Below are 26,999 nucleotides of genomic sequence, written 5' to 3' on the forward strand. Positions count from 1 at the left end.
CCAGTTCGCGTGGATGGAAATTTATCGCCTGCCGTAGCCGATGAAAATAAACCCGTTACCGGACAGATGCTTGTCCGATTAATGGCGGTTTCTTTCTCACCTGTTTATCCACACCCGCCATCCTTCCCGCATAATCCCCTCAGCAGCTTGCCAGCGGGAACGGGTGTGCACACTCGAGCATCCAGGCAAGTGTGGCGCCGGGTGTGTTATCCGTAACAGTGAACGGAACCGCCCGGCCCGAACCGGACCTGNCGTTGCTCGCGCCCGCAAATGGGCGATGGGCCGGGAAAGGCAAGGGTAGAAACGCCGGCGGGCGCGGACAACCGTGCCATATAATTGAACTTAGGAGGTACGGCCCCGCGCCCGCTTCCCGACCTTTCAGACCCGAAAGGTCCGTTCTTTGAAAGAGCCAGACGGCATTTGCCGGGCGTGGCAACGGTGAAGTGCGGCATCAACCAGGTCTCTGGCCATACGGGGACCCCGCCAGCGACGAGCGACAGCGAGCGAGCTTAAGGGCGGGGCAAAAGACAAACAGGGCCGAAAGGCAGCGTGGCAACGAAGGCGTTTGGTGGAAAGATCGCAGCCCTCTCGCCCGGATGGGTGGCGCGCGATTGTCCTTTTGACCACCCGTCCGCCCCTCCGCCATCCCACCCGTTCGAACGGGATTCTTACCCGTAAGGGCGTTTCGCTGCGTCGCAAAAAGCGGTGTGATGTTCGATGGGCACCACCGAGGGCGACACCATCAATGGACGTCACCCGTCAGGCGGCACCGGAATCGGAGGAACAGCCATGGAACAGAGCAAGCCACTGCGCTTTCGCGAGGACGTTCGCATTCTCCTGCACCGATTGCTGGTTTCGGTGGTCAGCAGTCGCGAGCCGCATGTCGCCGACGTGCTGAACGGCAAGACCAGCCTCGATTCGCTGGATGCCGAGCAACGCATTCCCGCCTTGCAGGCCACCGGCATCTGGTTCCAGCTCGTTGCCATCGCCAACGAACTGGGGGCGATGCGCTCGCGGCGCGAACTGGAACAGGCAAGCGGCGCCGAGGAGGTGGTCGGCTCCTTTGCCAATGTCGTGCATGAGATCGCTGCCGCCGGCTACCCGGCCGAGCGCCTGCGCGCCACTCTGGCGGGATTGAGCGTCGGGCCGACCATGACCGCCCACCCCACCGAGGCCAAGCGCGTCACCGTGCTGGAAAACCACCGCCGCATCTATCGCAAGCTGACGGAACTGGAGCAGGTGCGCTGGGCGCCGCGCGAGCGCGAGCATCTGATCGAGGATCTGAGGACCGAGATCGAGCTTTTGTGGATGACCGGCGAATTGCGGCTGGAGCGGCCTTCCGTCGAGCGCGAGATCGCCTGGGGCCTGCATTTCTTCCGCGAAGTCATCTTCGATGCGACGCCCAAGCTCTATGAAACCCTGCAGGACGCGCTCACCCATCACTATCCCAACGACAAGATCGTCGTGCCCTCCTTCATGCGTTACGCGTCCTGGATCGGCGGCGACCGCGACGGCAACCCGAACGTCACCTCCGACACCACCGACTACGCGCTGGCGCAGTGCCGCCAGACCGCCATCGACTGGTATATCGGCCAGCTCCGGCGGATGATCACCGTGCTGAGCATCAGCGCCAATGTCGTCGATATTCCCGAAACCTTCATGCGGGCATTGACGCGGGCGCTGCACCGCACCGGCATTGCCACCCAGGTGGTGACACGCAATCCCGACGAGCCGCTGCGCCAGTTCGCGGCGGTCATGCTGGAACGCCTGGAAGCCATGAACGGCCAGGGCAAGGCGCGTCCCTATACGCGCGCCGACGCCTTCTGCGCCGATCTGCGCGAACTGGAAAGCGTGCTTGGCATCATTGGCGGCGAAACGGTGGCCGGGCGCTTCGTGCGGCCGTTGCGCCAGCAGGTCGAGACCTTCGGCTTCCGCACCGTCGCGCTCGACATCCGCCAGAATTCAACGGTCGTCAACCGGGTATTGGCGGAACTGTTTGCCCGTATCGACGGCGCCGGCACCGAGCCCGACACAAAGCAGTGGGGCGAGCGTATCCGCAAGGGCCTCGACAGCGGCGAACAGATCGAATTTGGCCGCGAGGACCTGTCCGACGAAGCCCGAGAACTGCTTTCCCTCCTCGACGTGGTGCGCGACGCCACGCGCGAGCCCGGCTCGGAAGCCATCGCGGCCTGCATCCTGTCCATGACACGCTCCGTCGATGATCTGCTGGCCGTCTATCTGCTGGCGCAATATTGCGGCCTTGCCACCGCGCTCGACGGCAGCGGCTCGATCCGGCTTCGCGTCGTGCCACTGTTCGAGACGATCGCCGATCTGCGGGCCGCGCCCGCCATTCTCGACCGGCTGTTCTCCGTTTCCATCGTGCGCCGTTCGGTGCGCGATTTCGGCAGCCGGCAGGAAGTCATGCTCGGCTATTCCGATTCCAACAAGGACGGCGGCTTCCTCGCCTCGAACTGGGAACTGAACAAGGCGCAGCGCAAGATCACCGCGCTCGGCGAGAAGCGCCATGTCCATATCAGCTTCTTCCATGGCCGTGGCGGCTCGGTAAGCCGCGGCGGCGCGCCGACCGGGCGCGCCATCGCCGCCCAGCCCGCCGGCACCATTGGCGGCGTGATGCGCGTGACCGAGCAGGGCGAGGTCGTGTCGTCCAAATTCGCCAATCGCGGCACCGGTCTCTATCAGCTTGAAATTCTCGCCGCCGCCGTGCTCGCACACAGCGTCAAGTCACCCGACGAGGCGGAACTGAAGGACAATCCGGAGTTCAGCGAAGCACTCGAGGCGCTGACCGGCATGTCGCAGGCGGCCTATTCGAGCCTCATCAACGAACGCGGCTTCATCGACTATTTCCATCAGGCGAGCCCGGTCGAGGAACTGTCGCTGCTCAAGATCGGCTCGCGCCCGGCGCGCCGCTTCGGCGCCGCCCGCGATATTCACGATCTGCGCGCCATTCCGTGGGTCTTCGCATGGACACAGAACCGACACCTGATGACCAACTGGTACGGCATCGGCAGCGCCCTCAACGCCTTCGTCAACGTGCGCGGCGAGGCCGGGCTGGAGCTTTTACGCAACATGTTCGAGCGGTCGCGCTTCTTCCGGCTCGTCGTCGATGAGGTGGACAAGGGCCTCTACCAGTCGGACATGGACATTGCCCGCCTCTATGCCGGTCTGGTGAACGACAAGGAAACCAGCGAGCGCATCTTCACCAAGATCGCCAACGAATACGCGCTGACACGCCGCATGATTTCCGAGGTCAATGGCGGGCTGAAGATCTCAGAGCGCTTCCCGACCTTCAAGCGTCAGTTCGACCGCATGCGGCCGCAAATGGATTCCATCCATCGCCTGCAGGTGCGGCTGCTGCAGGAGGTGCGCGCGCAGGATGAAACGACCGAGAAGCCGAAGCGGGCGGTCAACGCGCTTCTGCTTTCCATCAACTGCATTTCGGCCGGTCTGGGTTGGACTGGATAAGGGCGCGCTGCGCAAAAAGGGAGAACGAGCATGAACATACCCGCAAACCCGAACATCAGCGGCACAAGGCCATTCTTCCGGTCCGCTCTGGCTGAGGTCGATCCGGCGATCAGCGCCGCAATCGGCCGTGAACTCGGCCGCCAGCGCGACGAGATCGAACTGATCGCCTCCGAAAACATCGTCTCCAAGGCGGTGCTGGAAGCGCAGGGCTCGGTGCTGACCAACAAATATGCCGAAGGCTATCCCGGCCGCCGCTATTATGGCGGCTGCCAATATGTGGACGAGGTCGAGGATCTGGCCCGCGACCGCGCGAAATCGCTGTTCAACTGCACCTACGCCAATGTGCAGCCCAATTCCGGCAGCCAGGCCAATCAGGCGGTGTTCATGGCGCTGATGCAGCCGGGCGACACCTTCCTTGGGCTGAACCTTGCCGCTGGCGGGCACCTGACCCACGGCGCACCGGTCAACCAGTCCGGCAAATGGTTCAATGTGGTCTCCTATGGCGTCAACCCCGAGAGCCACCGCATCGATCTCGACGAGGTGCGCGACCTGGCAAGGAAGCATCGGCCGAAGGTGATCCTCGCCGGCGGCTCGGCCTATCCGCGCGTCATCGATTTCCAGGCGTTCCGCGGCATTGCCGACGAGGTCGACGCAAAGCTCTTCGTCGATATGGCACATTTCGCCGGGCTGGTGGCCGGCGGCGTGCATCCCAACCCGCTCGACCATGCCCATGTGGTCACGACGACCACGCACAAGACGCTGCGCGGACCGCGCGGCGGCATGGTGTTGTCGAATGACGAGGAGATCGGCAAGAAGATCAATTCGGCCGTCTTCCCCGGCCTGCAGGGCGGACCGCTGATGCATGTCATCGCCGCCAAGGCGGTGGCCTTCGGCGAGGCGCTGTCGTCTGAGTTCAAGGTCTATGCCCGCAATGTCGTAGACAATGCCAAGGTACTGGCGGAGACTCTGGCGGAGGGCGGAGTCGATATCGTCTCGGGCGGCACCGACACCCATGTCATGCTGGTCGATCTGCGCCGCAAGGGCCTGACCGGCAAGCTGGTGGAGGCGGTGCTTGGCCGCGCCCACATCACCTGCAACAAGAACGGCATTCCCTTCGACCCACAGGGGCCGATGGTCACTTCGGGCATCCGGCTCGGCACGCCCGCCTGCACGACGCGCGGCTTCTCCACCGAGGAATTCCGCCAGGTCGGCCGCCTGACGATGCATGTCATCGACGGGCTGGCCGCCAACGGTGAAGACAAGAACGCCAAGGTCGAGGCGGCGGTGCGCGAGGAAGTCGCCTCGCTCCTCGCCCGTTTCCCCATCTACGAATAATCGTGCCGGCTCCCTGACCGGCGCGATTATGAGGGAGGCCGCCGAGCGATCGGCGGCCTTCTTCTTTGCCAGCCAGGTGCCTGCGCTTTCAAAAACAAAAACCCCGCGCTTGGAGGGCGGGGCAATAAGTAAGTGGCGCGTTACCGTACTGGTTACGAGCGCGGGCGCTCCTTCTTGGGATCGTAATGCGCGAAGGCAACGACGGTTGCCGGCAGGCGCTTCTGCTGGCCGTCAAGCTTGCCGATCTCGACCTCCGTGCCGACGGCGGCATGGGCAACGTCGAGACGGGCCAGCGCGATATTTTTCTTCAGGATTGGTGAGCGCATGGACGATGTGACCTCGCCGATCTGGGCGCGCCCGACATGCACGCAATCGCCATGGCCGACGGCAATATTGGCGTCAATGTCGAGGCCAACCATCTTGCGCACCGGATGCTCCTTGCGGCGGATCAGCGCCTCGCGTCCGATGAAATCATCGGTCTTGGTCTTGAGCGGCACGGTGAACCCGATACCGGCCTCAAACGGGTCGGTCTGGTCGGAAAAATCATAGCCGGCGAAAATCAGGCCGGATTCGATACGCAGCATATCGAGCGCCTCGAGTCCCATCGGTTTGAGACCGAGTGGCTGGCCGGCTTCCCACACCGCGTCGAACACTTTTTCAGCGTCGCGCGGATGGCACCAAACTTCATAGCCGAGTTCGCCGGTATAGCCGGTGCGCGATACCACGATCGGCACACCCTGTGCGTCGCCAATACGGCCGATGGTGAAGCGGAACCATTCCAGTTCTTCGAGCGAGGGCTGATGCGGCGGCGTCCACACCACCTGCTTGAGGATATCGCGGCTGTTCGGCCCCTGCACGGCGATGTTGTGCATCTGGTCGGTAGAAGAACGCACCAGAACCTTCAGGCCGAGTTTGTCGGCCTGCTCGCGCAGCCACTCACCAGAATAATCGTCGCCGCAGATCCAGCGGAAATTGTCCTTGCCGAGCCGCAGAAGCGTTCCGTCGTCGATCATGCCACCATGTTCGTAGCACATCGCGGTGTAAACCACCTGGCCGACACCCAGCTTCTTGACATCGCGCGTCAACGTGTACTGCATCAGCGCTTCAGAGTCGGGGCCGGTCACCTCGAACTTGCGCAGCGCCGACAGGTCCATGACCACCGCCTTCTGGCGGCAGGCCCAATATTCCTCGATCGGCCCTTCCTTCGAAAAACAATTGGCCAGCCAGTAGCCCTTGTACTCGACGAAGTTGCGGGTGTGCTTGGAAAAGCTCGAATGGAAAGCGGTTTCACGGGTCATCTTGGGCTCGGCATCTGGAGTCACTCTTCGGGCGATTGCTCGCGAAAACTTGTGCTGGCCGGAATAGGTGCGCACATGGATGTCGGTGAGATTCCAGCCATTGGCCGGCGTCGTGTCGTCCGGGCAAGCCGAGGACACGCAGACCAGATCGGTCAGCGCGCGCAACAGCACGTAGTCGCCCGGCCGCGACCATGGCTCATCGGAGAACATCACCCCGTGAGCATCGATGCCGGTATTGAAGAAGAAATTCGCAGCCATCCAGCCGGCACGAGGGGTCACGCCATAGGAGGAAAGCGCACCGTTGAAATTGGTCGAGCAGTTGGCATGGCCCGGATAACCGATATCGTCATAATATTTGGCAAAGCAGGCGAGTGCGAATGCGTCATGGCGCCCACAGGTATCCTGCACCACCTCGACCAGAGGTTCGAAATCCTGATCGAAATATTTTGCGTGCAGGCCGGGCATCGGATAGGCATGTCCCATCACCGACCGCGTCGCCGTCACGTCCAGCGCAAGATCCCTGCCCTTGTCGAGCTTGCGCGCTGAAAAGCACTGAAAGTCGGTGCACTGGCGGCCATCCACATCGATGATCTGGATATAATCTCCGGCCTTGACGAAATAGGCTTCCGCTGTCGCCGATTTGACACGCAGGTCTAGAACCGGGTCGGCGAGCGGGTCAGGCAGCTTTGCTGCTTCGCCACGCGGCCGGATGCGGGCACGCTGCACCATGACAACCAGCGGCGTCGTGGTGTCATGCGCATCGATTGCCATCGGACCGCCGGGCGCCGCCACCACAAGTGCGCCGTCGCGCGTTGCGGTGAAGCTTTCCTGCTGGCCGGCCGGGGTATTGTGATCGAAAAAGCGCGTCGCTAGGGCACTGCCGAGTTGAAGCTTGCGGCGCTCCATGCCGGCACGCAATCCGCCAAGGCTCTCCTCGCCAGAAAGCAACAGCGCCTTGAAACCTGCGGCATTGCTATTGCCAGGCGCACCGACGATAGCGGGATCGGAACGTCCATCCTTGTCAAAGGCAAGCAATTCGCAAGGCTGGCCGCCTTCGGCATTACGCACGGTGATCTTGTCACCGGCCTCGATCTCGATCAGCATCGCGCCACTGCCTGGAACGTGATAGCGTTCCGTGCCGGGCAGAAGCAGTCCCGGCTGTAGGATCAGGCTGGGTTTGGGCGGGCCGGAGGTTACGGCGGGGTAGTTTGCGAGTGTCATCACCACCTCGTCTGAATTTGCCTGTGTGTAAAAATATTTGATTTCAGAGAATACTCAATTTGTTGATCATGGCAAGACTTCCTTTGATGGCAGCGGCGTGGCAACGGCGACAATTCACCTCGAAGCGGGCGTTCAAGGATTTCGACACGTCTCTTGATCAAAACAGGCAATTGCTCCGGTCGGCTCTGCCATGTAAGCGGATGAGAGTCGATGAAGATTTCAAATCCCGGCTATGCTGCGATAAGATTCATCTCACTTGCAGCCATTGGGCTAAAGAGCAACGCAAGGTCGTAGAATGAAAACCGAAGGCGACCAATTTACATCTCAACTCATCGCCAGCTACTCGGTGGGTGCGACGGTTCAGGCGGTTTTGGACCGCTTGTTCGCGAAAATCAGATCGGAGGAATATCCGATCAACGCGCGACTTCCGTCAGAACGGGCCTTGGCCTCGGAGATGGGAGTAGCCCGTAACACCGTGCGTGAAGCGCTCGATGTTCTCGAAGCCCGCAACGTCATCACGCGACGGCCTGGCAGCGGCAGTTTCGTCACATACCGCTCCGAAGATGGAGCGGAGCGGGATGACAGTTCGGTCGCCCTGGAAACCAGTCCTTTGGACCACCTCGTCGTGCGCGGTATCCTCGAACCCGAAATGATCCGCCTCGCCGTCATCAACATGACCCCGCGCGAAGTGTGGGAGTTGGAACAACTCATGTCGAAGATCGAAGGCGTGCATACTGACGTCACGGCTTTCGTAAAATGTGAAGAGGAAATCTATCGCAAGATCGCCGAGGGAACGCACAATCCGCTGCTGGCATCCTGCTACAATCTGACAATTGAAGCCTGCCGCGCAAGCTTTCGCAGCACGCTGCTTCGCCGGCACCTTTCTCCGAAGCGGATCCTTGAATACCAGCAACGCTACAATGCGCTGTTCAACGCCATCGCCTCACGCGATGTGGAGCGGGCTGTCGAATTCATCAAACTGCATCTGATCGAAGAACAGAAGCTATTCCTGCAGAACTGACTCCGGCGTTCGTGCTCGCAGGGCGGTTCCGTTCTCGTTGGCCCGCAGCCGCTGGTCCCAAAGCTGCCCCATATCCGCCATTTCCTGTTTGAGCAGGTCTCCATGGCGTTTCAGCCAGCGGGGAATCGATCCGAAAGCCGCAATCCTCGCCTTGCCGTTTTTCAGCGTCACCACCGGCCAGTCTCCGACCAGCGCGTTGTCGATGCCGAACATGCTCTCGCCCCACCAATGCGCAGGGCCAAAGGCGTGGGTAACATGCCCGAGTTGCTTCATCGCCGCCAAGACAGATAGAGGATTCACGCTGTTGGACTTCTCGACTGCTGCATGCCAGATGTCCAGAATAGCCGCATATTCCCAGCTTACCGCCGTCCAGGTGCCGGGAAAACGGCGGTTATACTCGTCAAAGAAGCCTTTTGGCCGGTTGAAGAAAAACGTCTTGCCCGTCAGCTTTTCATCATCGAAATCCGGAAACTGAAAGAGAAATCCCTCCATGAATTCGATCGATGTACGGGCGACGAGCCGGTCGTAATAGTCCAGCGTGCAGGACACGATCTGCCCCTTGAAGCCCCGTGCGTGAGCATATTCGGTCAAGGCATGCACCATTGGCGTATAGCTGGTGCACCAGCATAAAATGTCAGCGTTCGAATCCAGCATGGGCTGGACGATTGCAGCGGCATCGGTGGTGCCGGGATCATACCGGATTTCCTTGGCTATCTCGATCTCGGCGGCTTTGAAGGCTGCGCGATACGTCGCAAGCGAGGGAAGACCAAGCGCGTCGGACTGGCTGCAGATCGCGACGGTCTTAAGTTCCGGGCTGGCTTGCGCGAGCCAGTCCACCCCTGTCACGTTGTAGATCGGGTGCAGTTCACTTGGGGCAATCAGGTAGGGCGTGTCCGGCGACAAGTCGCTGGGCAGCAGGGTAGAGGTCAGGACTTTGCGATCGGTCAGATAGTCCCGCAATTGCGTAACCGTATCTCCGCCCAGCATCATCAGCAACTTGACGTCATGCTGTTCCACCAGATGACGTGCACCCTTCGCAGCCCGCCCGGCATCGTAGTCGCAATCATACTCCACAATCTTGATCGGATAGCGCCGTCCGTTGATCAACAGCCCTCCGGTCTTGTTCAGCCAGTCTTCCCATATCCGGCAGCCATGCAATCCGGGCAGCCCCCATGACTCCGCCTGACCGCTGAGCGGAGCCAAAAATCCGATATTCACCGCGTTTGGCATGCCGACGGACAACCGGGGCAGCACACTGGAAATTGCGAGTTGATGGGCAAAGCTGGAGTTCTGCATGCGGATCACCAATACCCGAAAATCCCCCACTTCAGTATGAAATTTCCCTTCCCTACAGGAAAATTGTTGACAGATTGGTATAATAAAAGGCACCGTACTCTGGACCAGAGGTACCAATCAATCAATTTTGGTCTATACCACCAGGAGGAGACTATGTCAGCTAAGCGAGTGGCCGTCATCGGCGCCGGGCCTTCTGGCCTTGCACAACTCAGGGCATTTCAATCGGCTGCCGCCAAAGGCGCCGAAATCCCCGAAATCGTCTGCTTCGAAAAGCAGGCCAATTGGGGCGGTCTTTGGAACTACACCTGGCGCACGGGCCTCGACCAGTACGGCGAACCGGTTCACGGTTCGATGTATCGCTACCTGTGGTCCAACGGCCCGAAGGAAGGTCTGGAATTCGCCGATTATTCCTTTGAGGAACATTTCGGCCGACAGATCGCCTCTTATCCGCCGCGCGCAGTGCTATTCGATTATATCGAAGGCCGCGTCAACAAGGCCGGCGTGCGCAAATGGATTCGCTTCGAAACCGCTGTGCGCCTCGTTACATGGGATGCGGAGCGCAGGAAATTCACAGTTACTGTGCAGGATTTACCGAAAGATCACTGCTATTCCGAGGAATTCGACCATGTGATCGTCGCCTCGGGCCACTTCTCCACGCCGAACGTTCCCGAATTCCCCGGCTTTTCGGGCTTCAATGGCCGCATCCTGCATGCCCATGACTTCCGCGACGCCCGCGAATTCGTCGGCAAGGACGTTTTGCTGATCGGCACCAGCTATTCCGCCGAGGACATCGGTTCGCAGTGCTGGAAATACGGCGCCAAGTCCATCACCAACTCTTATCGTACGGCGCCCATGGGCTTCAAATGGCCGGACAATTGGGAAGAAAAACCGTTGCTGCAAAAGGTAGATGGCAACACCGCCACCTTCAAGGACGGCTCGACCAAGAAGATCGACGCCATTATCCTGTGCACCGGCTACAAGCACCACTTCCCCTTCCTGCCGGATGATTTGCGTCTAAAAACGGCCAACCGGCTGGCGACCGCCGATCTCTACAAGGGCGTGGCCTATGTCCACAATCCGGCCCTGTTCTACATCGGGATGCAGGACCAGTGGTTCACCTTCAACATGTTCGACGCTCAGGCCTGGTGGGCGCGCGACGTGATTCTCGGCCGAATTCAAGTCCCCGAAGACAAAAAGGTTCTGCTGGCTGACGTCGAGGATCGCGTTGCGCGCGAGGATGCGGGAGAAGACGATCACGACGCGATCGAGTACCAGGGCAGCTACGTCAAGGAACTGATTGCTGAAACGGACTATCCGAGCTTCGACGTAGACGGCGCCAATGAGGCTTTCTTCGAATGGAAGAAGCACAAGAAGCAGGGCATCATGGAGTTCCGCAACCACGCCTACAAGTCGGTCATCACCGGGACGATGGCGCCACTGCATCATACCCCATGGAAGGACGCTCTCGACGATTCGATGGAATCTTACCTGCGCGTTACAGTCGCGGCCGCTGAGTAGGCTGGCAACCCGGATCAGGAAAAACGCTGTTGCCCCTCATGGGTCTGTGCAAACCCCCGTCGCAAGACGGGGTTTGCATGCATTCCAGACCGGCGGTGTTGTCTTTACCAATTATAAACCACGGTCATCAAATTCTCTCGGCATGGCCGATCTGATTCCCTTCCCGCTGCATTGCCGTACCGCGCTTATTCGCTCCATCGCGGACGATCTGGAAATCATTCATGGGGCTGCGGCCAACGTCTTCTGGCGCAAGCGCATTGCGGGCATCGTCGCGGAAATGCGCGCGTCCGGATTGGCGGATATCGCGATCCGATCCGAGATTCTCGACCTTCAGAACGCGATCCAGACAGAAATGTGGGAGAGGGCCAGACGCCAAGCATAGAATTCGCGGGCCAATTTCCGCCCCGCTCGGTTCCATCATTTCTCCCTTAGCCGGTCCAGACTCCAGGGACCGGGCCCAGAAAAAACGAGATAGAGAAACACAAAGCAGAACAGAATTGCAGCATCCCCGCCGTTCAGGACCGGGAAAAAGCTGCGCGGCGCATGTGCCATCCAATAAGCAAACGCCATTTCACCAGACAAGATGAAGGCCACGATGCGGGTTTTGAAGCCGAGAACCAGCAAAACGCCGCCGACCAGTTCTAGAAGCCCTGCTACGCCGCTGAGCGAAGCCAGACTCACAATATCCCCGCCCCCGTCCGGAAAACCCAGCAGCTTTTGCGTACCATGCTCCAGAAAGAGAAGCGCCGCTACAATACGCAGTACCGAAAGTGCTTTGGGTCTGTGTTCGTCCAACAACGTGATCTCCAATCTCTAATGTCTACCCTGACAATCTATTGACCTGTGCATTCTTGGCAACTCAGATACGGCACCGTGGTGCTCTGCCTCGACTTTCGCTATCATCAGCGTGTCCGCCATGCCGCCGCCGGCTCGATCCGCGCATCATGTCATCGGCAGAGGCGCGCATGTCTAGTTTGCCGGCAGTGTCTCGGCTGGATTCTGACTGGTGTCAGGAACAGGTTGTTCAGGTGCCGGTTCGGCGTCTTGTCCGGGCGCTTGCCTGGTTTCTTCCGGAGATTCCTGGGGAAGAGGCTCGTCTGGGGCAGGTTGCGCTGCTTCGTTGGTCAAGACCTCATCAGTTCTGGCTTTAATCTCGTCGCCCGTCTGCCGGCTGATAAGACCATAATTCACGGCCAGGCCGACGACCACCGCAATGATGACCCCGACGATTGTCGTTTTCAGATTCTTGGACACTTGAGAGGTCCTTTTTTGCGAGGCGGCCCACACGATCAGCCGCGCCGCCAATCTTCTAATGATGCCCCTTCCCGTCGCCGTCAGAGTGTCTGAGCCTCCGTCAGTGGTCAACCCTCGTACCGAATTACGCAGGTTGTCGCGGCCATCTTTAAAGCAATCTCGCAACTTGCTTGACTAATCTTCGCCTTTCCGAAAAGCAGCCTCTCCAGCATCCGATACCTCGACCCACTTCGGGTCCGGCGCCGCGTTGGGGACATAACTTTCGTTCCAGTTCCACCATTTGTATGGGCGGCTTTGAGGATAACCTTCGGGTGAGTCCTCCCACACCTCTTGACGCCCGAGCGCTGTCATATCGAGGTAGCTCCAGACAGTGCCCATCGCCTCGTCGCCACGCCAATTGATGAAATAAGTGCGGTATATGCGTTCGCCGTCGCGAATGAACGCATTGTGGCCATGCCATTCATCCACCCCGAAATCCGCATCGAAACTATCAGTGATGGTGTACCAGGGAATATTGTCCCACCCCATCCTTTCCTGCAGACGTCGGATGTCCGCCTGCGGTGCGCGTGACGCGTAGGCCAGCGTGGTGTCACGGGCATTCAGATGCACAAGATTGGAAACCTGGTCGGCTCCCAGCGAACAGCCGATGCAGGCATGTTCCGGCCAGCCATGCACGCCAGGCTCAAAAAATGCACGATAGATGATCAGTTGCCGGCGGCCCTCGAACAGGTCGAGCAAACTCACCCGGCCTTGCGGTCCCTCAAACGTATAGTCCTTCCTCACCGCCATCCATGGCATCCGTCGCCGCTCGGCGGCCAGCGCGTCGTGAGCGCGCATCTGAGCCTTCTCCTTGACGAGAAGCCGCTCGCGCGCGGCGTCCCATTCTTGTGGCGAAACGATTGGCGGCGTGTTCATTGCGTGCAGCTCTTCTTTCGCTCCGGTATCGGCTGGTCGTGTCATGGCTTACCTCCTCATTCGCACGAATTGCCGCGCCTGGCGGCAAACGATCATTCACGTTTGCCATCGTAATTGGTCGCGAAAGAAACTTAGCGCTGATGTCGGAACGGGGAGAGTTACAATTGTGACGGGTTTCGGTTCAGCAAAAAAGCCGGAGCGCACCGGACCTTGGCATAAGTTCGCTCATCCGGGTTCGCGCTCTAAGCATCAGCCGAAACTCATTAACTAGCCGGGGCTTGTAAATTCAGCAGCAACAGGCCGTTGGCAACACAGGATGCCAGGGCGAAGAAGGAGAACGATTCTCTCGGATTGCTTCCCATCAATCTCTAGGCAGCCGGCTTTTCTTCCGGAGACGGGCGCCTGACATTTGCCGCAGCTTCCACCACCAGTGGGTCGAAGCCCTCGTTACCGCCTTCGATCATCGCGAAAAACTGCCGGCGAATGCGAGGCTCCCAGAACTTGTTGATGTGGTCGGCAACGCCGGTCACGCCTTCGGCGTGCGGCTTTGACTTGAAGAAGGTGGCGATCTGGTTGGCCTGGTAGATAAGTTTGTCAGGCGACATGTTTTGCTCCTCCAACTTTCAAACGGTCGGGATGGGTGAAAATGTCGAATTCCTCGCCGCGCACCAGCGCCGCCAGCGTCATGCCCGCTGCTTGTGCCGTGCGGATGGCAAGTGCGGTCGGCGCCGATAGGGCGATGAGGAAGGGGGCGCCGATTGCGGCGGCCTTTTGCACCATTTCGACCGAGACCCTCGAGGTGATGACCACCGCCCCCGAGGTTCCGTCAATGCCGGCCCTGGCCAGTGCACCCGCCAGCTTGTCCAGCGCATTGTGGCGCCCGACATCCTCGCGCACCGCAACGATACCCTTGCCGGGAATGTAAAAGCCCGCCGCGTGCACGGCGCCGGTCTCGGCATGCAAGGGCTGCACTTTGGAAAGCAGCCTGACCGAGCGCACAATATCGCTGGCGTCGAGCGTCAGCGGCGAAGGACCGACAGGAGTAACGGCCCGCATCGCTTCCTCAATGGATTCAATGCCGCACAAGCCGCAGCCTACAGGCCCGGCCAATCGGCGCCGTCGCGCCGTAAAGCGCCTGTTGGCGGCATCTCTGAGGTGGACCCGCACATCCACGCCAGGGTCGAGCGGCTCCACATCGACGCGCTCGATCTCCTGCGCCGACGACACGATGCCTTCGGTCAGGCAGAAGCCAAGCGCGAAATCCTCCAAATCGGCGGGCGAAGCCATCATCACCGCATGCGTGGCGCCGGCGAAGCTGAAGGCGACCGGAATTTCTTCCGGCACCATCCGATCGGCGATCGTGACGCCTTGGATGCGGTGCGCAAGCCGGGGAGTGGAAACCGTAGCCGGACGGGTATTCATGAAGCGGCCTACTCTGCCGCCTCAACCCGTGCGATACGCCGGCTCATGGCGGTCAGTTCATCATATTCGCGCTGCCATTCGCTTGGCCCGTTGGACGGCGCAATCTGCACGGCCGTAACCTTGAATTCGGGGCACGAGGTCGCCCAGTCTGTGTAGTCGGTGGTAACGACGTTGGCCTGTGTCTCGGGATGGTGGAAGGTCGTATAGACGACACCCGGCGCAACGCGATCGGTAACCAGCGCCCGCAGCGTGGTTTCGTTGGATCGGCTCGACAACCGCACCCAATCGCCGTTGCGGATGCCGCGATCCTCCGCATCGTGCGGATGGATCTCCAGCATATCCTCCGCATGCCAGGCGACATTGCCGGTGCGCCGCGTCTGGGCGCCGACATTATATTGGCTGAGAATGCGGCCGGTCGTCAAAAGCAGCGGGAAGCGTGGCCCAACCTTCTCGTCGGTCGCGACATATTCGGTGCGTACGAAATTGCCCTTGCCGCGCACAATGCCGTTGATATGCATCACCGGCGTGCCGAGCGGCGCCTTTTCGTTGCAGGGCCATTGCACCGAACCTTCGCGCTCGAGGAGATCGAAAGTCACGCCGGAGAAGGTCGGGGTCGTCGCCGCGATCTCGTCCATGATCTCGGACGGATGCGTGTAGTTCCAGTCCAGCCCGAGCGCCCGGGCAAGTTCCTGCGTCGCCTCCCAATCGGCATAGCGCGCCTTCGGCTCGATCACCTTGTGCACGAGATTGATGCGTCGCTCGGCATTGATGAAGGTGCCGTCCTTTTCCAGGAAGGTCGAGCCTGGCAGAAAAACATGCGCGTAGCGCGCCGTCTCGTTGAGGAAAAGGTCGTGCACGACCACGCATTCCATCGCCGCGAGCCCGGCCGCGACATGGGTGGTGTCCGGGTCGGATTGCAGAATATCCTCGCCCTGGATGTAGATGCCCCTGAACGTACCGTCCACGGCCGCGTCGAGCATGTTGGGAATGCGCAGACCCGGCTCCTTGTCGAGAGCCACCCCCCACAGGTCTTCATAGATCTTGCGCACCGAATCCGTGGCGACATGGCGATAGCCGGGGAATTCGTGCGGGAAGGAACCCATGTCGCAGGAACCCTGCACATTGTTCTGCCCACGCAGCGGATTCACGCCGACGCCATTGCGGCCAATATTGCCGGTCGCCATGGCGAGATTGGCAAGACCCATGACGGCGGTCGAGCCCTGGCTGTGTTCGGTGACGCCGAGGCCGTAAAAGATCGCGCCGTTGCCGCCGGCGGCATAGAGGCGCGCCGCCTGCCGGATCGTTTCGGCATCCACGCCGCAGACTTTTGCAGTTTCCTCGGGGCTGTAGCGCGGGTCGGAAACGAATTCCGCCCAGTCCTCGAATGCGTCCCACTCGCAGTAGCTGCGGATATAGGCTTCGTCATAGAGCTTTTCGGTGACGATGACATGCGCGAGACCGGTCAGGATGGCGACATTGGTGCCCGGCTTGATCGGCAGGTGATAGGCCGCCTCGATATGCGGACTCCTGACAAGATCGGTGCGGCGCGGATCGATGACGATGATCCTGGCGCCTTCGCGCAGCCGCTTCTTCATGCGCGAGGCAAACACCGGATGCGCGTCGGTCGGGTTGGCGCCGATCAGCAGCATCACGTCCGTCTCTTCAACCGAGTCGAAATCCTGCGTGCCGGCAGAGGTGCCCAGCGTGGTGTTGAGGCCATAGCCGGTCGGCGAATGGCAGACGCGCGCGCAGGTATCGACATTGTTGTTGCCGAAACCCTGGCGTACCAGCTTCTGCACCAGATAGGTTTCCTCATCGGTGCAGCGCGAGGATGTAATGCCGCCGATCGAGCCGCGCCCATATTGATGCTGGATGCGGCGGAATTCCTTGGCGGTATGGGCGAGCGCCTCTTCCCATGTGACTTCGCGCCACGGATCGGTGATCTTCTCGCGCAGCATGGGCGAAAGAATGCGGTCGCTATGGGTGGCGTAGCCGTAGGCGAAGCGGCCCTTCACACAGGAATGGCCGTGGTTCGACTTGCCGTCCTTGTAGGGCATCATGCGGATGACTTCATCGCCCTTCACCTCGGCCTTGAAGTTGCAACCGACACCGCAATAGGCACAGGTTGTGACAACCGAGCGTTCGGGCATGCCCTTTTCCAGCACGGCTTTTTCGCGCAGGGCGTCGGTCGGGCAGGCCTGCACGCAGGCGCCGCAGGACACGCATTCGGAATCGACGAAATCCTCGTTCATCGAGGCAACCATGCGGCTTTCGAAGCCACGGCCCTCAATGGTGAGCGCGAAGGTACCCTGCACATCGGCGCAGGCGCGCACGCAGCGCGAGCACACGATGCACTGCGATGGGTCGTAGGTGAAATAGGGGTTGCTTTCGTCCTTCACCATGTAGTCGATGGTGAGGGCACCTTCGCCAGGCGCAACGCCTCCACCCGCTGCCGCATCCTCGGCGACAACGTGGTTGCGGCCTTCGACGCCAAAGCGGTTTTCGCTTAGTCCGATCTTTTCGGCCATTCGGTCGAACTCGCTGGCGCCGGTGCCGGCATTTTCACCCCAGCCCGTCGGATGATCGGAGACGTAGAGTTCCATGACGCCGCGGCGGATGGTGTCGAGCCGTTCGCTGACAGTATGCACCACCATGCCTTCGCCGACCTGCGTCGTGCAGGAAGCGGGCGTGCCGTTGCGGCCCTCGATCTCGACCAGGCAGACGCGGCAAGAGCCAAAGGAGTCCAGCATGTCGGTGGCGCAGAGTTTCGGAATCTCGACGCCGCCTTCCATCGCAGCACGCATGATCGAGGTGCCCTCCGGCACGGTCACGGTCTTGCCGTCCACCGTCAGCGTGACCTGCTTCCCGGTTTTGGATTCAGGCGTTCCATAATCGATTTCGGTAATGAGACCCATGATGGTGCTCCCTATTCTGCAGCTTCGGCGACGGGCGCCGGCTTGAAATCCTCGGGGAAGTGGGTGAGCGCGCTCATCACCGGATAGGGCGTGAATCCACCCAGAGCGCACAGCGAGCCGAACTTCATCGTGTTGCAAAGGTCGGTGACCAGTGCGATCTGCTTTTCCGGCTCGATATTCAGCGCCAGCCGATCCAGTGTCTCGACGCCGCGCACGGCCCCGACCCGGCATGGCGTGCACTTGCCGCAGCTTTCGATGCCGCAGAACTCCATGGCGAAACGTGCCTGCTTCAGCATGTCCGCACTGTCGTCGAAAACGACCAGACCGGCATGGCCGATCAACCCGTCCTTGGCGGCGAAGGCTTCGTAGTCGAAGGGCGTGTCGAACAAAGTGCGCGGGAAATAGGCGCCGAGCGGGCCGCCCACCTGCACCGCCTTGACCGGCCGGCCGTTGGCGGTGCCGCCGCCGATCTCATCGACGATCTCGCCCAAGGTCAGGCCGAAGGCGGTTTCGAACAGGCCGCCATATTTGACGTTGCCGGCGATCTGTATCGGGATCGTGCCGCGCGAGCGGCCCATGCCGAAATTCTTGTAGTAGGCCGCGCCCTTGTCCATGACGATGGGAACGGAGGCCAGCGAGATCACATTGTTGATGACGGTGGGCTTGCCGAACAGCCCCTTGTGCGCCGGCAGCGGCGGCTTGGCGCGCACCTGACCGCGCTTGCCTTCCAGCGAATCCAGCAAGGAGGTTTCCTCGCCGCAGACATAGGCGCCGGCGCCCACGCGCACTTCCATGTCGAAGGCATTTGGTGAACCGAGAACCGTGGCGCCCAGCACACCTCTCTTGCGGGCGATGCCGATCGCCTTGCTCATGGCGGCGACCGCATGCGGGTATTCCGAGCGGATATAGATGTAGCCCTTGGTCGCCCCGACCGCGATGCCGGCAATCGCCATGCCCTCGATCAGTACGAAGGGGTCGCCTTCCATGATCATGCGGTCGGCGAATGTGCCGGAATCGCCCTCGTCGGCATTGCAGACGATGTATTTCTGGTCGGCCGCCGTATCGAGCACTGTCTTCCATTTGATGCCGGTGGGAAAGCCTGCGCCGCCACGCCCGCGCAAGCCGGATTCGGTCACTTGCGTCACGATTTCAGCGGGCGTCACCGCCACTGCCTTTTCGAGGCCGCGCAAGCCGCCATGCTTTTTGTATGAATCGAGCGATAGCGGGTCGGTGATACCGCAGCGTGCGAAGGTCAGCCGGGTCTGCTTGGCCAGGAACGGAATCTCGTCCGGATTGCCCAGCCAGCACTTGTGGTGGCCGCCGGAAAGGAAGCCACTGTCGAACAGGCTCTTGACGTCGGAAGGCTTGACCGGACCATATGCGATGCGGCCCGTATCGCAGGCGACCTCCACCATCGGTTCAAGGAAATAGGCGCCGCGCGAGCCGTTGCGCACGATCTTGGCTTCAATACCACGCTCGGCGAGTTCTTTCTCTATCGCCTTGGCGACCTTCCCGGCACCCAGCGCCAGCGCGCCGGAATCGCCGGGAATGTAGATATGGGGGGTCATATGCGCACCTCCTGGACGATCTCCTCGATGCTGTCCTCATCGAGCCGACCGATCACCTCGCCATCCAGCATGGCGGCTGGCGAACAGGCGCACAGGCCAAGACAATAGACCGGCTCAAGGGTAACCGCCCCGTCCTTCGTGGTTCCGTGGAAACCGATACCCAGCTTCTGCTTGAGCGCAGCGGCAACTGCATCAGAGCCCATGGCCTGGCATGATTCGGCCTGGCAGAGCTTCAGCACATGCCGGCCGGCCGGCACTTTGCGGAAGTCGTGATAAAACGAGACCACGCCATGCACATCGGCCCGCGACAGGTTTAGACCGGTGGCGATCACCGGCAGCACCTCCTGCGGCACATGGCCGAATTCTTCCTGGATCGAATGCAGGATGGGCAGTAACGGCCCCTCCATTCCGCGCATCTCATTGACGATCGATGCCGCTCGGGCTGCGATGTCGATACCTGATGGCTGCATTTTCATGCATTCCCTCCCATAACCGTAGCATCAGTAGCTAAAGATCACGAAAAACAGAGAAAATTGCATGAATCAATATGAGTGTTTCGTCAATCGATAGGAGATTTCTATCGACTGTCAGTGAAACAAAGTGAATGCGAGGAAATTTTTGGAACTAGTTTTCGGCCCGCAGGGTACGGGAGAGAGACAACGCTTCATCGACCAAAGCGGCCACCAGCGGGGTGTTCGGCTCGCGTGGGGTGGTGACCAGTCCGACACTGTGGCTGGCATCTGGCTCGACGATCGGTATGGCGCGGATAGGCTCGGCGAAACCCAGCGTCTCCGCGACGTTAAGCGGCATGATGGACGACCATTTACCGGTCCGAATATGCGAGAACAGCAAGATCATCGAATTGGATTCGAGTGTCGGGCGAACCTGTTCACCAGAGTCGGACAGGTGCTGGTCGATGATGCGGCGGTTCTGCATGTCGGGCGTCAGCAGGCACAGCGGCATACGGCTGACCTCGGCCCAGCTTACGGTTTCGCGGCCCGAATACGGATTTCCGACCGCCGTTATCAATTGATAGCGTTCGCTGTAGAGCGGCACGCTCGTCACCCGGCCCAGCGGCTCGTTGTCGAGATAGGTGATTCCTGCATCGATCTCGAAATTGCCGAGCAACGACAGGATCTCGATGGATGTCCGCGACAGGATCGAAAAGGTCACGCCGGGATGCTTTTCTCGAAAAGGAGTGGTCAGCCGCGGCATCATCGCCAGCGCCGTGGGGATGGTGGCGATGCGGATACGCCCCGACAGGCCATGACGCGCGGCGCGCATTTCATCGTGCATGGCGTGCGTATCGCCAACGATGCGGCGTGCCCAGGCCAGCACCTGATTGCCCTCCGGCGTCAGTCCCTGGAAGCGCGAGCCGCGCTTGACCAGCATGACGCCGAGCTGATCCTCAAGCTGCTTGATGGCGGCCGAAAGCGTCGGCTGCGTCACGCCGCAGGTTTCTGCGGCATGGCCGAAATGCTCTTCCCTGGCCAGGGCAATGAAGAATTCCAGCTTGTCGATCATGCCGCTGCTTATCGCATACTGAAATGTAGAGCTAGGCGCGAGCGGTCGCCATCTCGAGTTGCGAGTTCATCCGCGAGGAGCTTAATGCCCTTGATGAGCACCAGTACCGCGAGACGGTGAAAACGTGCGCCTGCGCCAAGGCAGAAAATCGCAGGTATCTTCCGATACTGGTATGGAGAAATTTACAAAATGAAACAGAAATCGTCCAACCGCGTCGAAAGGTTGGACACCGCCACAAGATATTGAGAAGATGAGTTAAATGAGATTGGTACGCCCAAGATGGTGAAGATGAGAACTTTGAACTGAAGATGGCGTTATGAGCATGAGCAAGCCAACTTTTCACTTTCGCAGGCTTGCTCTTCTAACCGTCCGGAAACTTAACTGTTGAGGTTTTCCCCGTATGGAGCGGTGCTCCAGGTGACTGTTGAAACTTCAGCTTTGCGAGTTCCGCGTCACGCCCGATTGCCTAGGGTTGCACATAAGGCGACGATTACGAAAAGCGCGTCCGCAATAACGATTTCGTCAGTCCTGATGCGGATCACAAATTGATCGCGGCTAGGGGTGATGCTAACCGGCATTCAATGACATGCCGACCGCCACAGCAACATTATGAGACTGGCCTCATGTGTCGCAACGAAACAGTCCCACCACTTTTGAGCGGCGGGACTGTTCGATTCGTAAAGTTTGTTAGAGGTGCAGTCCACCAAGTAGACCGCCATCACCCCCGAGCAGATCGGAGATTGGCGTTCCGAGAAGCTGCAAATCGAGCGGGTTGTCGCCACCGCCCAAGATTGTTCCGGTCAGGATCGGACCGAAACCGTCAGGGCCAAGGTCCGCAGTGAGTAGGTTATTGGCGCCATAGGATCCGCTGAGAAGATCGGCATCCAAAAGGCTATGTCCGTCGATCTGAGGCAAAATGCCGACATCAATGGAACCACTTTGATGAACCGCACGTGGCTCCGAAATGAGATCGAGATCGATTATTGGGTTAGTGGCCGAGGCGTCAGCTGCACCAAGAATCGAACCGGTATCAATGAGAGTGCCGTCATGACCGCCAAGAAGGCCGTTGTCTTCGTCACCGAGAACGTTACCAAGCACGCCGCTTACAGTTCCAAGGGCGCCGCCCAGAATGCCGCCTTCCTCGCCACCAAGAATGCCACCGGCGACGCCGCCGATCACACCCCCAACAACACCGCCGCCGTCCTCTCCACCGAGGACGCCACCGAGAAGACCACCGCCTTCACCGCCGAGCACGCCACCTACAACTCCACCACCTTCTCCGCCGAGAATACCACCAAGAATACCGCCATCATCATTGCTACCGCCGAGATGAAGAAGGCCAGTGAGACTTCCGAACAATGACATTGTCCAAGCTCCCTATTTGTTGAGTGTTAGCATCGCACAGCATGTCAGAGTCTAGCGCGCTGTAAAGCGAATAATTCTCTCCAAGCTTATAAAATTTCAAATTAATTCTATCTAATATAATTAAAACCTTAAATAACAGCGCGGGTAAGGGAGCGTTAGAATTGCATATAAAGAAAAGCCCGGTCACAGGCGGAGCTTGGACACTCAGGACGCGACCGGGCTTGCTAATCCATCAGATTAGCGCGCGGATATAACCATATTTCAAATTTCTAATCCAGTTAGTTCGCCTCGCGGAAAGACGGAAATATAAAAGAGGAAGCTGGCGTAGAGGCGGCATGCGCGATCACATGAGTCTCCCATCAGTGCCGGTTCGGCGCAGCGCAGATATTGCACTGCCTTCAGCCGCCTTGGCAGCCTCGGATAGACCGATGCTTTATGCGACCTGCAGACATCTCAGGTTTTCGGGTTCCATCTTGGCGCAGTCGCTCAAAGTCGCGCCCTGCGCCTTGATCATCTTGCCGACGATCTTCTGGATCAGCGCAAGCGAGATCGCCGCGCCCGAAGGTGCATTCGTCGTGTGATTTCCTTTCAAGGGAGATTCGACAACCACCGTCAGCGGCGTTTTTATATTGGCGAGCCTATGGGAAGGCGGTTTTGAAGGACACTAACGTCTACGCGTTCGGTTCGGCACTTATTGTTGCATGCTCAGTCATGATTGTGCTGGTTGCACATTTCGCGCCGATGCTGCGGTAGCCGATCAATCGCCGCATGTACCGAGATTGCTATCCTTCCGGTGTAATGGCATCAGCAATAACGGGAGCGGGCATAATGATCGCGTCGGGAGAACTTCTCTTTATGGGCCTTGTTGCCTTGGGGCCTGGCATCGTATTATGTCTGGTAATCGCCTGGATGGCTTTGCGTTGCCCGAGCCCAAAAGAGCTTGCTGGTCATAAATGACCAGCATTCCGATACAGCCGTGATACTGTTGCCTATTCAGCCGGCTTGGCTATGCTCGGCCCGCCCGGCATAGGCCCCAAGCACCTTCCGGGCACCCGAAGCCCGACCGCTCGGCCTCCGATCTTGCGGTCGGGCTACTTCATTGGATGGTTCAATGACCGATCAATTTGACCCTTGGGGACCGGGTAAGCGCGGCATGCTGATTGATGTCGTTGGAACCGTGGCGGTCCTTGTCGTCGCATGGATGGTTTGGGGTTAAGCCGGCAGTTATGCTGCGTCATCAATATTTCAAATTGTCATGATGCGTGATCGGCGATAGGTTGCCGCCACTTGGACTTTGGGCGGGTTGGAATGATTTCACGACATATGGCAGTTTGCGCTGCCGGAATTGCGTTGCTGTTTGCGATCTCGGCGGCAGTTCCGCTCTCAAAGGTGGATGAGCGCCGGGTTGAACACTGGCCGACACATGAGATCACAGCCGAATGGCGCGCTCTTGGCTCAGAGGCGCTAAAGAAGCCGCCGGTGAGGCAGCCCGACCCTTCCGTGATTCCATATAAGCCTGATGGCTCTTATCTCAACTGGGCGAAACTCAAGGGCGGCGAGTATCGCAATACCGAAAAAATGAAGATCGACCATGACGGATTGTCAATGACCGTGGAACCGGGACCCCATATTTTCGCGCAAAAGGGACCCCTGTTTGGGGCACGACGGTGAGCGCCCGATCAGGCGGAGCTGGTCGGGGTTGCACAGCCTGATCGGGCGCGGCTGATTGGCCTTTCGGCTTTAGCTTTGAGAGCGGCTTTTGAAGCGCCAGGATTCGTTTCCGGTCTCGACGATCTCGCAATGATGGGTGAGCCGATCGAGTAGCGCGGTTGTCATCTTGGCATCGCCGAAGACGGTGGGCCATTCGCCGAATGCCAGGTTGGTGGTGATGATGACGCTGGTGCGCTCGTAGAGCTTCGATACGAGATGGAAGAGCAGTTGTCCGCCCGCCTGGCGAAGCCTACCAGTTCGACTGGAGCCACGAGGTCGTCCTGCTGGACGGTGTGACGGTCACCGTGAAGGTGGCGCACATGCGGCTTTGCCACAGCCGCATGTTCTACGTTCGGGCCTATCCTCGCGAGACGCAGGAGATGGTGTTCGACGCCCATGACCGGGCGTTCGCTTTCTTCCGCGGGGCCTGCACGCGCGGCATCTACGACAACATGAAGACGGCAGTGGATGCGATCTTCATCGGCAGGGATCGCCGCTACAACCGCCGCTTCGCGCAGATGTGCGGGCATTACCTGGTCGAGCCTGAGGCCTGCACACCAGCGTCGGGTTGGGAGAAGGGCCAGGTCGAGAACCAGGTCGGGCTGGTGCGTGAACGCTTCTTCACACCGAGGTTGCGCTTCAAGACGCTGGAGGATCTGAACGGCTGGCTGGCCGACAAATGCGTCGCCTACGCCAAGGCACACCCGCATCCTGAACAGGGCGGCCGCACGGTCTGGGAAGTGTTCGAGGAGGAGCAGGCCAGCTTTATTCCCTATGCTGGGCGCTTCGATGGCTTCCACTGCATTCCGGCTTCTGTGTCGAAGACCTGCACGGTGCGCTTCGACAACAACAAATACTCAGTGCTGTCGAGCGCCGTCGGCCGGCCGGTCGAGATCCATGCCTATGCCGATCGGATCGTCATCCGCCAGGACGGCGCGGTCGTGGGCGAACATGCCCGCTGCTTCGGCCGCAACGAGGTGATCTACGACCCCTGGCATTACGTCCCGGTATTGGCCCGCAAGCCCGGCGGACTGCGCAATGGTGCGCCATTCCGGGGCTGGGTTCTGCCGTCGGCCATGGAGAAGGTGCGCCGCAAGCTCAAGGCCGCCGATGACGGCGACCGGCAGATGGTGTCGATCCTCACCTGCGTGCTGAGCGACGGATTGAACGCGGTCGAGGCGGCCTGTCAGGAAGCGCTCGAGCATAGCGTCTCATCGGCGGCGGTGATCCTCAACATCCTGGCTCGCAGCCGCGATCCGGTGCCGGGCACGATCCTTTCCATTCCCCAGGCGCTGAAGCTGGCTCACGAGCCGATTGCCGACTGCGCCCGCTATGACAGCCTCAGGAGGACAAGCAGCCATGGAACGCACCGAAGTGTTGGAACTGATGGGAGAATTGAAGCTCTACGGGATGCGGGCGGCCTATGACGAGATCATGGGCGTCGCCATCAAGCGGCAGCACGAGCCGCCGAAGATCGTCGGCGATCTGCTGCAGGCCGAGATATCGGAGAAACAGGCCCGCTCCATCAAATACCAGCTCACCGTCGCCAAGCTGCCGCTGGCCAAGGATATCGACGACTTCGACTTCACCGGCACGCCGGTCAACGAGAGCCTGATCCGCGATCTCGCCGGCGGAGCCTTCGTTGCCGATCAGCGCAATGTCGTCCTGGTCGGCGGCACCGGCACGGGCAAGTCCCATCTGGCAATCGCCATCGCCCGGGCGCTGATCCGCAACGGCGCGCGCGGACGCTTCTTCAACGTCGTCGATCTGGTCAACAGACTCGAGACAGAGACCCGTGCCGGTCGGCAAGGTCGCATTGCCGATCACTTGACCCGGCTCGACTTTGTCGTGCTCGACGAACTCGGCTATCTGCCCTTCGCCCAGGCGCGAAGCTCAAAGGGATATAGGCCTCAGCGGCAGCGCTACCGCGTTGCTCATCCCAGTCCTGCGCATGCCGCCATACCGAACTGTAGCTGCCGTCATAGCCGAGGCCGCGAAGCTCCTCGTATATCCGGATCAGTGTCAGCCGCTCCCGCTGAGACTTTGCCGCATTCGCCGACAGTAGCCCGTCCAGCTTCTCTCGCCAGGCGCCCATCCGCGGATAGGGCTGATGCTTGCGCTCGTAACGAAACTCCGTCTCGTCCGACCGCAGCACCTTGCGCACCACCTTCCGGGAGATCTTCAGCTCCCGGCAGATCGCCTTGATCGACTTTCCCTGCACCAGCGACAGCCGGCGTATCTTCGCAATCGTCTCCACAATCAACATCCAAAACAAATGCCTCCGATGAAACCGGAAGCATCTTGATGACCCCATCGTTAAGGGGTCCCGCTTGGACGAAAATCACCCCTTAAACAGGGTCCTCATTCCACGAAAAATCACAGACGGATTGCCCTTGGTCAAATACGGCGAGACGTTCGCCTACAACCCCGTCACCATCTCTCAATTCGCACTCACGCGGTTCTCGCAGGGCCAGAACGACGCGGTTTTGATCGCAGCAAACAAGCTCCTTTCCATGCAGCGCAAGGACGGCGCGTTTCCCTACGAATTCTCATATAAGCACATGCTTAACCTGCGCCCCTATAAACCGGGCTGGATATCGGGAATGGCACAGGGCCAATCACTGAGCGCGCTGGGTCGTGCCTATACGATTTCCCACGACAAGCGGTTTCTCGATGCAGGGAACAAGGCTCTGGCATTCCTGCAAATGCCGTTCCCGAAAGGCCCGATGGCCGATCTGTCGGACCTCGATCCATCTCTTTCCGGATATTCATTTATTCTGGAATATCCAGTGAAGCCGCACGCCTACACCTTGAATGGCTATCTGTTCGCTGTGATTGGGCTCTATGACTGGTGGAAGATCACCGGGAGCGAAGACGCGCATCGCCTGTTTGATGATGCTGTCAGAACGCTGATAAAACTCGTCTCCTATTACGATATTGGAACCGCCTCGACCTATGACATCGGCTACATCACCCAGGCGATTTCACAGCCGTATTTAGAGCCATCTCCTCCGTATATCAACGCGGGATATCAAGGCTTCCACGCCGAATTACTGGCGGTGATGTTCGATATCACCGGTAACCCGATTTTCGACGAATACTCGAAACGATTTACTAATCAATTCTGGAACGAAATATCGGCGAATTGAGCAAT

The 26,999-nt window shown here is 59.7% G+C and carries 21 protein-coding genes and 4 pseudogenes; 10 read left to right on the forward strand and 15 right to left on the reverse strand.

Annotated elements, in window-relative coordinates:
* The first annotated feature begins 789 nt into the window (after window positions 1-789).
* On the forward strand, window positions 790-3,483 hold the full coding sequence (locus tag BFN67_RS07150) for a phosphoenolpyruvate carboxylase (protein ID WP_080919055.1): 2,694 nt from the start codon (window positions 790-792) through the stop codon (window positions 3,481-3,483).
* A 30-nt stretch (window positions 3,484-3,513) separates the two neighbouring features.
* Window positions 3,514-4,818: a serine hydroxymethyltransferase gene (gene glyA, locus BFN67_RS07155; RefSeq protein WP_080918954.1), complete on the forward strand. Its 1,305-nt coding sequence runs from the start codon at window positions 3,514-3,516 to the stop codon at window positions 4,816-4,818.
* A gap of 152 nt (window positions 4,819-4,970) precedes the next feature.
* Here glyA and BFN67_RS07160 read toward each other — a convergent pair whose 3' ends face one another.
* Window positions 4,971-7,337 (reverse strand): trimethylamine N-oxide demethylase, encoded by a 2,367-nt coding sequence (locus tag BFN67_RS07160; RefSeq protein WP_080918955.1) that lies wholly within the window; start codon window positions 7,335-7,337, stop codon window positions 4,971-4,973.
* Between the two features lie 295 nt (window positions 7,338-7,632).
* Between BFN67_RS07160 and BFN67_RS07165 the strand changes: the two genes are divergently transcribed.
* Entirely contained in the window at window positions 7,633-8,358 is a 726-nt protein-coding gene (locus BFN67_RS07165; RefSeq protein ID WP_080918956.1) for a FadR/GntR family transcriptional regulator, read from the forward strand.
* On the opposite strand, the gene BFN67_RS07170 is transcribed toward BFN67_RS07165, so the two are convergent.
* The gene (locus BFN67_RS07170) at window positions 8,341-9,654 is read right to left on the reverse strand and encodes an ABC transporter substrate-binding protein (RefSeq protein WP_080919056.1); all 1,314 of its coding nucleotides are present in this window, start codon (window positions 9,652-9,654) and stop codon (window positions 8,341-8,343) included. The two genes, BFN67_RS07165 and BFN67_RS07170, sit on opposite strands and share 18 nt — an antisense overlap.
* Window positions 9,655-9,807: 153 nt before the next feature.
* On the opposite strand from BFN67_RS07170, the gene BFN67_RS07175 reads away from it, so the two are divergent.
* A complete protein-coding gene (locus tag BFN67_RS07175) occupies window positions 9,808-11,172 on the forward strand; it encodes an NAD(P)-binding domain-containing protein (RefSeq protein ID WP_080918957.1) in 1,365 nt (454 codons plus the stop codon).
* 142 nt (window positions 11,173-11,314) lie between these two features.
* The gene (locus BFN67_RS07180) at window positions 11,315-11,554 is read left to right on the forward strand and encodes a DUF6074 family protein (protein WP_080918958.1); all 240 of its coding nucleotides are present in this window, start codon (window positions 11,315-11,317) and stop codon (window positions 11,552-11,554) included.
* A 35-nt stretch (window positions 11,555-11,589) separates the two neighbouring features.
* On the opposite strand, the gene BFN67_RS07185 is transcribed toward BFN67_RS07180, so the two are convergent.
* From BFN67_RS07185 to BFN67_RS24630, 10 genes are all read right to left on the reverse strand, one after another.
* Window positions 11,590-11,976, reverse strand: a complete 387-nt coding sequence (locus BFN67_RS07185) for a DoxX family protein (RefSeq protein ID WP_425349755.1) — start codon at window positions 11,974-11,976, stop codon at window positions 11,590-11,592.
* 165 nt (window positions 11,977-12,141) lie between these two features.
* Entirely contained in the window at window positions 12,142-12,426 is a 285-nt protein-coding gene (locus tag BFN67_RS07190) for a hypothetical protein (protein ID WP_080919057.1), read from the reverse strand.
* A gap of 174 nt (window positions 12,427-12,600) precedes the next feature.
* Entirely contained in the window at window positions 12,601-13,386 is a 786-nt protein-coding gene (locus BFN67_RS07195) for a DUF899 domain-containing protein (RefSeq protein WP_080918960.1), read from the reverse strand.
* A 323-nt stretch (window positions 13,387-13,709) separates the two neighbouring features.
* Window positions 13,710-13,946, reverse strand: coding sequence for a formate dehydrogenase subunit delta (locus tag BFN67_RS07200; RefSeq protein WP_080918961.1), 237 nt, complete (start codon window positions 13,944-13,946; stop codon window positions 13,710-13,712).
* Window positions 13,936-14,763, reverse strand: coding sequence for a formate dehydrogenase accessory sulfurtransferase FdhD (gene fdhD, locus BFN67_RS07205; protein ID WP_080918962.1), 828 nt, complete (start codon window positions 14,761-14,763; stop codon window positions 13,936-13,938). The genes BFN67_RS07200 and fdhD overlap by 11 nt, the downstream gene beginning before the upstream one ends.
* Window positions 14,764-14,771: 8 nt before the next feature.
* Window positions 14,772-17,678, reverse strand: coding sequence for a formate dehydrogenase subunit alpha (gene fdhF / locus BFN67_RS07210; protein ID WP_080918963.1), 2,907 nt, complete (start codon window positions 17,676-17,678; stop codon window positions 14,772-14,774).
* Window positions 17,679-17,689: 11 nt separating this feature from the next.
* Entirely contained in the window at window positions 17,690-19,246 is a 1,557-nt protein-coding gene (locus BFN67_RS07215; protein WP_080918964.1) for a formate dehydrogenase beta subunit, read from the reverse strand.
* The gene (locus BFN67_RS07220) at window positions 19,243-19,722 is read right to left on the reverse strand and encodes a formate dehydrogenase subunit gamma (RefSeq protein ID WP_080918965.1); all 480 of its coding nucleotides are present in this window, start codon (window positions 19,720-19,722) and stop codon (window positions 19,243-19,245) included. Before BFN67_RS07220 ends, BFN67_RS07215 begins: the two co-directional genes overlap by 4 nt.
* Window positions 19,723-19,870: 148 nt before the next feature.
* Window positions 19,871-20,770: a LysR family transcriptional regulator gene (locus BFN67_RS07225; RefSeq protein ID WP_080918966.1), complete on the reverse strand. Its 900-nt coding sequence runs from the start codon at window positions 20,768-20,770 to the stop codon at window positions 19,871-19,873.
* Between the two features lie 687 nt (window positions 20,771-21,457).
* Window positions 21,458-21,868: a hypothetical protein gene (locus BFN67_RS24630; RefSeq protein ID WP_139789069.1), complete on the reverse strand. Its 411-nt coding sequence runs from the start codon at window positions 21,866-21,868 to the stop codon at window positions 21,458-21,460.
* Here BFN67_RS24630 and BFN67_RS07235 point away from each other — a divergent pair.
* Window positions 21,818-22,132: a hypothetical protein gene (locus BFN67_RS07235; protein WP_139789070.1), complete on the forward strand. Its 315-nt coding sequence runs from the start codon at window positions 21,818-21,820 to the stop codon at window positions 22,130-22,132. The genes BFN67_RS24630 and BFN67_RS07235 overlap by 51 nt on opposite strands.
* 436 nt (window positions 22,133-22,568) lie before the next feature.
* Here the strand turns inward: BFN67_RS07235 and BFN67_RS24300 are convergent, their stop codons facing one another.
* Window positions 22,569-22,727 (reverse strand): hypothetical protein, encoded by a 159-nt coding sequence (locus tag BFN67_RS24300; protein ID WP_158083484.1) that lies wholly within the window; start codon window positions 22,725-22,727, stop codon window positions 22,569-22,571.
* Window positions 22,728-23,485: 758 nt separating this feature from the next.
* Here BFN67_RS24300 and BFN67_RS07240 point away from each other — a divergent pair.
* A complete protein-coding gene (locus BFN67_RS07240; RefSeq protein WP_139789071.1) occupies window positions 23,486-23,806 on the forward strand; it encodes a hypothetical protein in 321 nt (106 codons plus the stop codon).
* Between the two features lie 69 nt (window positions 23,807-23,875).
* Here BFN67_RS07240 and BFN67_RS07245 read toward each other — a convergent pair.
* Window positions 23,876-24,088 (reverse strand): annotated as a pseudogene (locus BFN67_RS07245) (ATP-binding protein); the annotation flags it as partial.
* Here BFN67_RS07245 and istA point away from each other — a divergent pair.
* Window positions 24,085-25,272: pseudogene (istA, locus tag BFN67_RS07250) on the forward strand (IS21 family transposase); the annotation flags it as partial. The pseudogenes BFN67_RS07245 and istA sit on opposite strands and share 4 nt — an antisense overlap.
* Window positions 25,205-25,732 (forward strand): annotated as a pseudogene (locus tag BFN67_RS07255) (ATP-binding protein); the annotation flags it as partial. The pseudogenes istA and BFN67_RS07255, both read left to right, overlap by 68 nt.
* Here BFN67_RS07255 and BFN67_RS24730 read toward each other — a convergent pair.
* Window positions 25,725-26,111: pseudogene (locus BFN67_RS24730) on the reverse strand (IS21 family transposase); the annotation flags it as partial. The pseudogenes BFN67_RS07255 and BFN67_RS24730 overlap by 8 nt on opposite strands.
* Window positions 26,112-26,175: 64 nt before the next feature.
* Between BFN67_RS24730 and BFN67_RS07265 the strand changes: the two are divergent.
* Window positions 26,176-26,994 carry a D-glucuronyl C5-epimerase family protein gene (locus tag BFN67_RS07265; RefSeq protein ID WP_139789072.1) on the forward strand — a complete coding sequence of 273 codons (819 nt, stop codon included), beginning with the start codon at window positions 26,176-26,178 and terminating at the stop codon, window positions 26,992-26,994.
* Window positions 26,995-26,999: the final 5 nt, after the last annotated feature.

Source organism: Manganibacter manganicus (assembly GCF_002075885.1).
GTDB classification, from domain to species: Bacteria; Pseudomonadota; Alphaproteobacteria; order Rhizobiales; family Rhizobiaceae; genus Mesorhizobium; species Mesorhizobium manganicum.

What these genes read in the sequence shown, in the direction of transcription:
- BFN67_RS07150 (WP_080919055.1), top strand. Translation starts at nt 790, where the DNA reads ATGGAACAGAGCAAGCCACTGCGCTTTCGCGAGGACGTTCGCATTCTC.
- glyA (WP_080918954.1), top strand. Translation starts at nt 3,514, where the DNA reads ATGAACATACCCGCAAACCCGAACATCAGCGGCACAAGGCCATTCTTC.
- BFN67_RS07160 (WP_080918955.1), bottom strand. Translation starts at nt 7,337, where the DNA reads ATGACACTCGCAAACTACCCCGCCGTAACCTCCGGCCCGCCCAAACCC.
- BFN67_RS07165 (WP_080918956.1), top strand. Translation starts at nt 7,633, where the DNA reads ATGAAAACCGAAGGCGACCAATTTACATCTCAACTCATCGCCAGCTAC.
- BFN67_RS07170 (WP_080919056.1), bottom strand. Translation starts at nt 9,654, where the DNA reads ATGCAGAACTCCAGCTTTGCCCATCAACTCGCAATTTCCAGTGTGCTG.
- BFN67_RS07175 (WP_080918957.1), top strand. Translation starts at nt 9,808, where the DNA reads ATGTCAGCTAAGCGAGTGGCCGTCATCGGCGCCGGGCCTTCTGGCCTT.
- BFN67_RS07180 (WP_080918958.1), top strand. Translation starts at nt 11,315, where the DNA reads ATGGCCGATCTGATTCCCTTCCCGCTGCATTGCCGTACCGCGCTTATT.
- BFN67_RS07195 (WP_080918960.1), bottom strand. Translation starts at nt 13,386, where the DNA reads ATGACACGACCAGCCGATACCGGAGCGAAAGAAGAGCTGCACGCAATG.
- BFN67_RS07200 (WP_080918961.1), bottom strand. Translation starts at nt 13,946, where the DNA reads ATGTCGCCTGACAAACTTATCTACCAGGCCAACCAGATCGCCACCTTC.
- fdhD (WP_080918962.1), bottom strand. Translation starts at nt 14,763, where the DNA reads ATGAATACCCGTCCGGCTACGGTTTCCACTCCCCGGCTTGCGCACCGC.
- fdhF (WP_080918963.1), bottom strand. Translation starts at nt 17,678, where the DNA reads ATGGGTCTCATTACCGAAATCGATTATGGAACGCCTGAATCCAAAACC.
- BFN67_RS07215 (WP_080918964.1), bottom strand. Translation starts at nt 19,246, where the DNA reads ATGACCCCCCATATCTACATTCCCGGCGATTCCGGCGCGCTGGCGCTG.
- BFN67_RS07220 (WP_080918965.1), bottom strand. Translation starts at nt 19,722, where the DNA reads ATGAAAATGCAGCCATCAGGTATCGACATCGCAGCCCGAGCGGCATCG.
- BFN67_RS07225 (WP_080918966.1), bottom strand. Translation starts at nt 20,770, where the DNA reads ATGATCGACAAGCTGGAATTCTTCATTGCCCTGGCCAGGGAAGAGCAT.
- BFN67_RS07235 (WP_139789070.1), top strand. Translation starts at nt 21,818, where the DNA reads ATGACCGCCAAGAAGGCCGTTGTCTTCGTCACCGAGAACGTTACCAAG.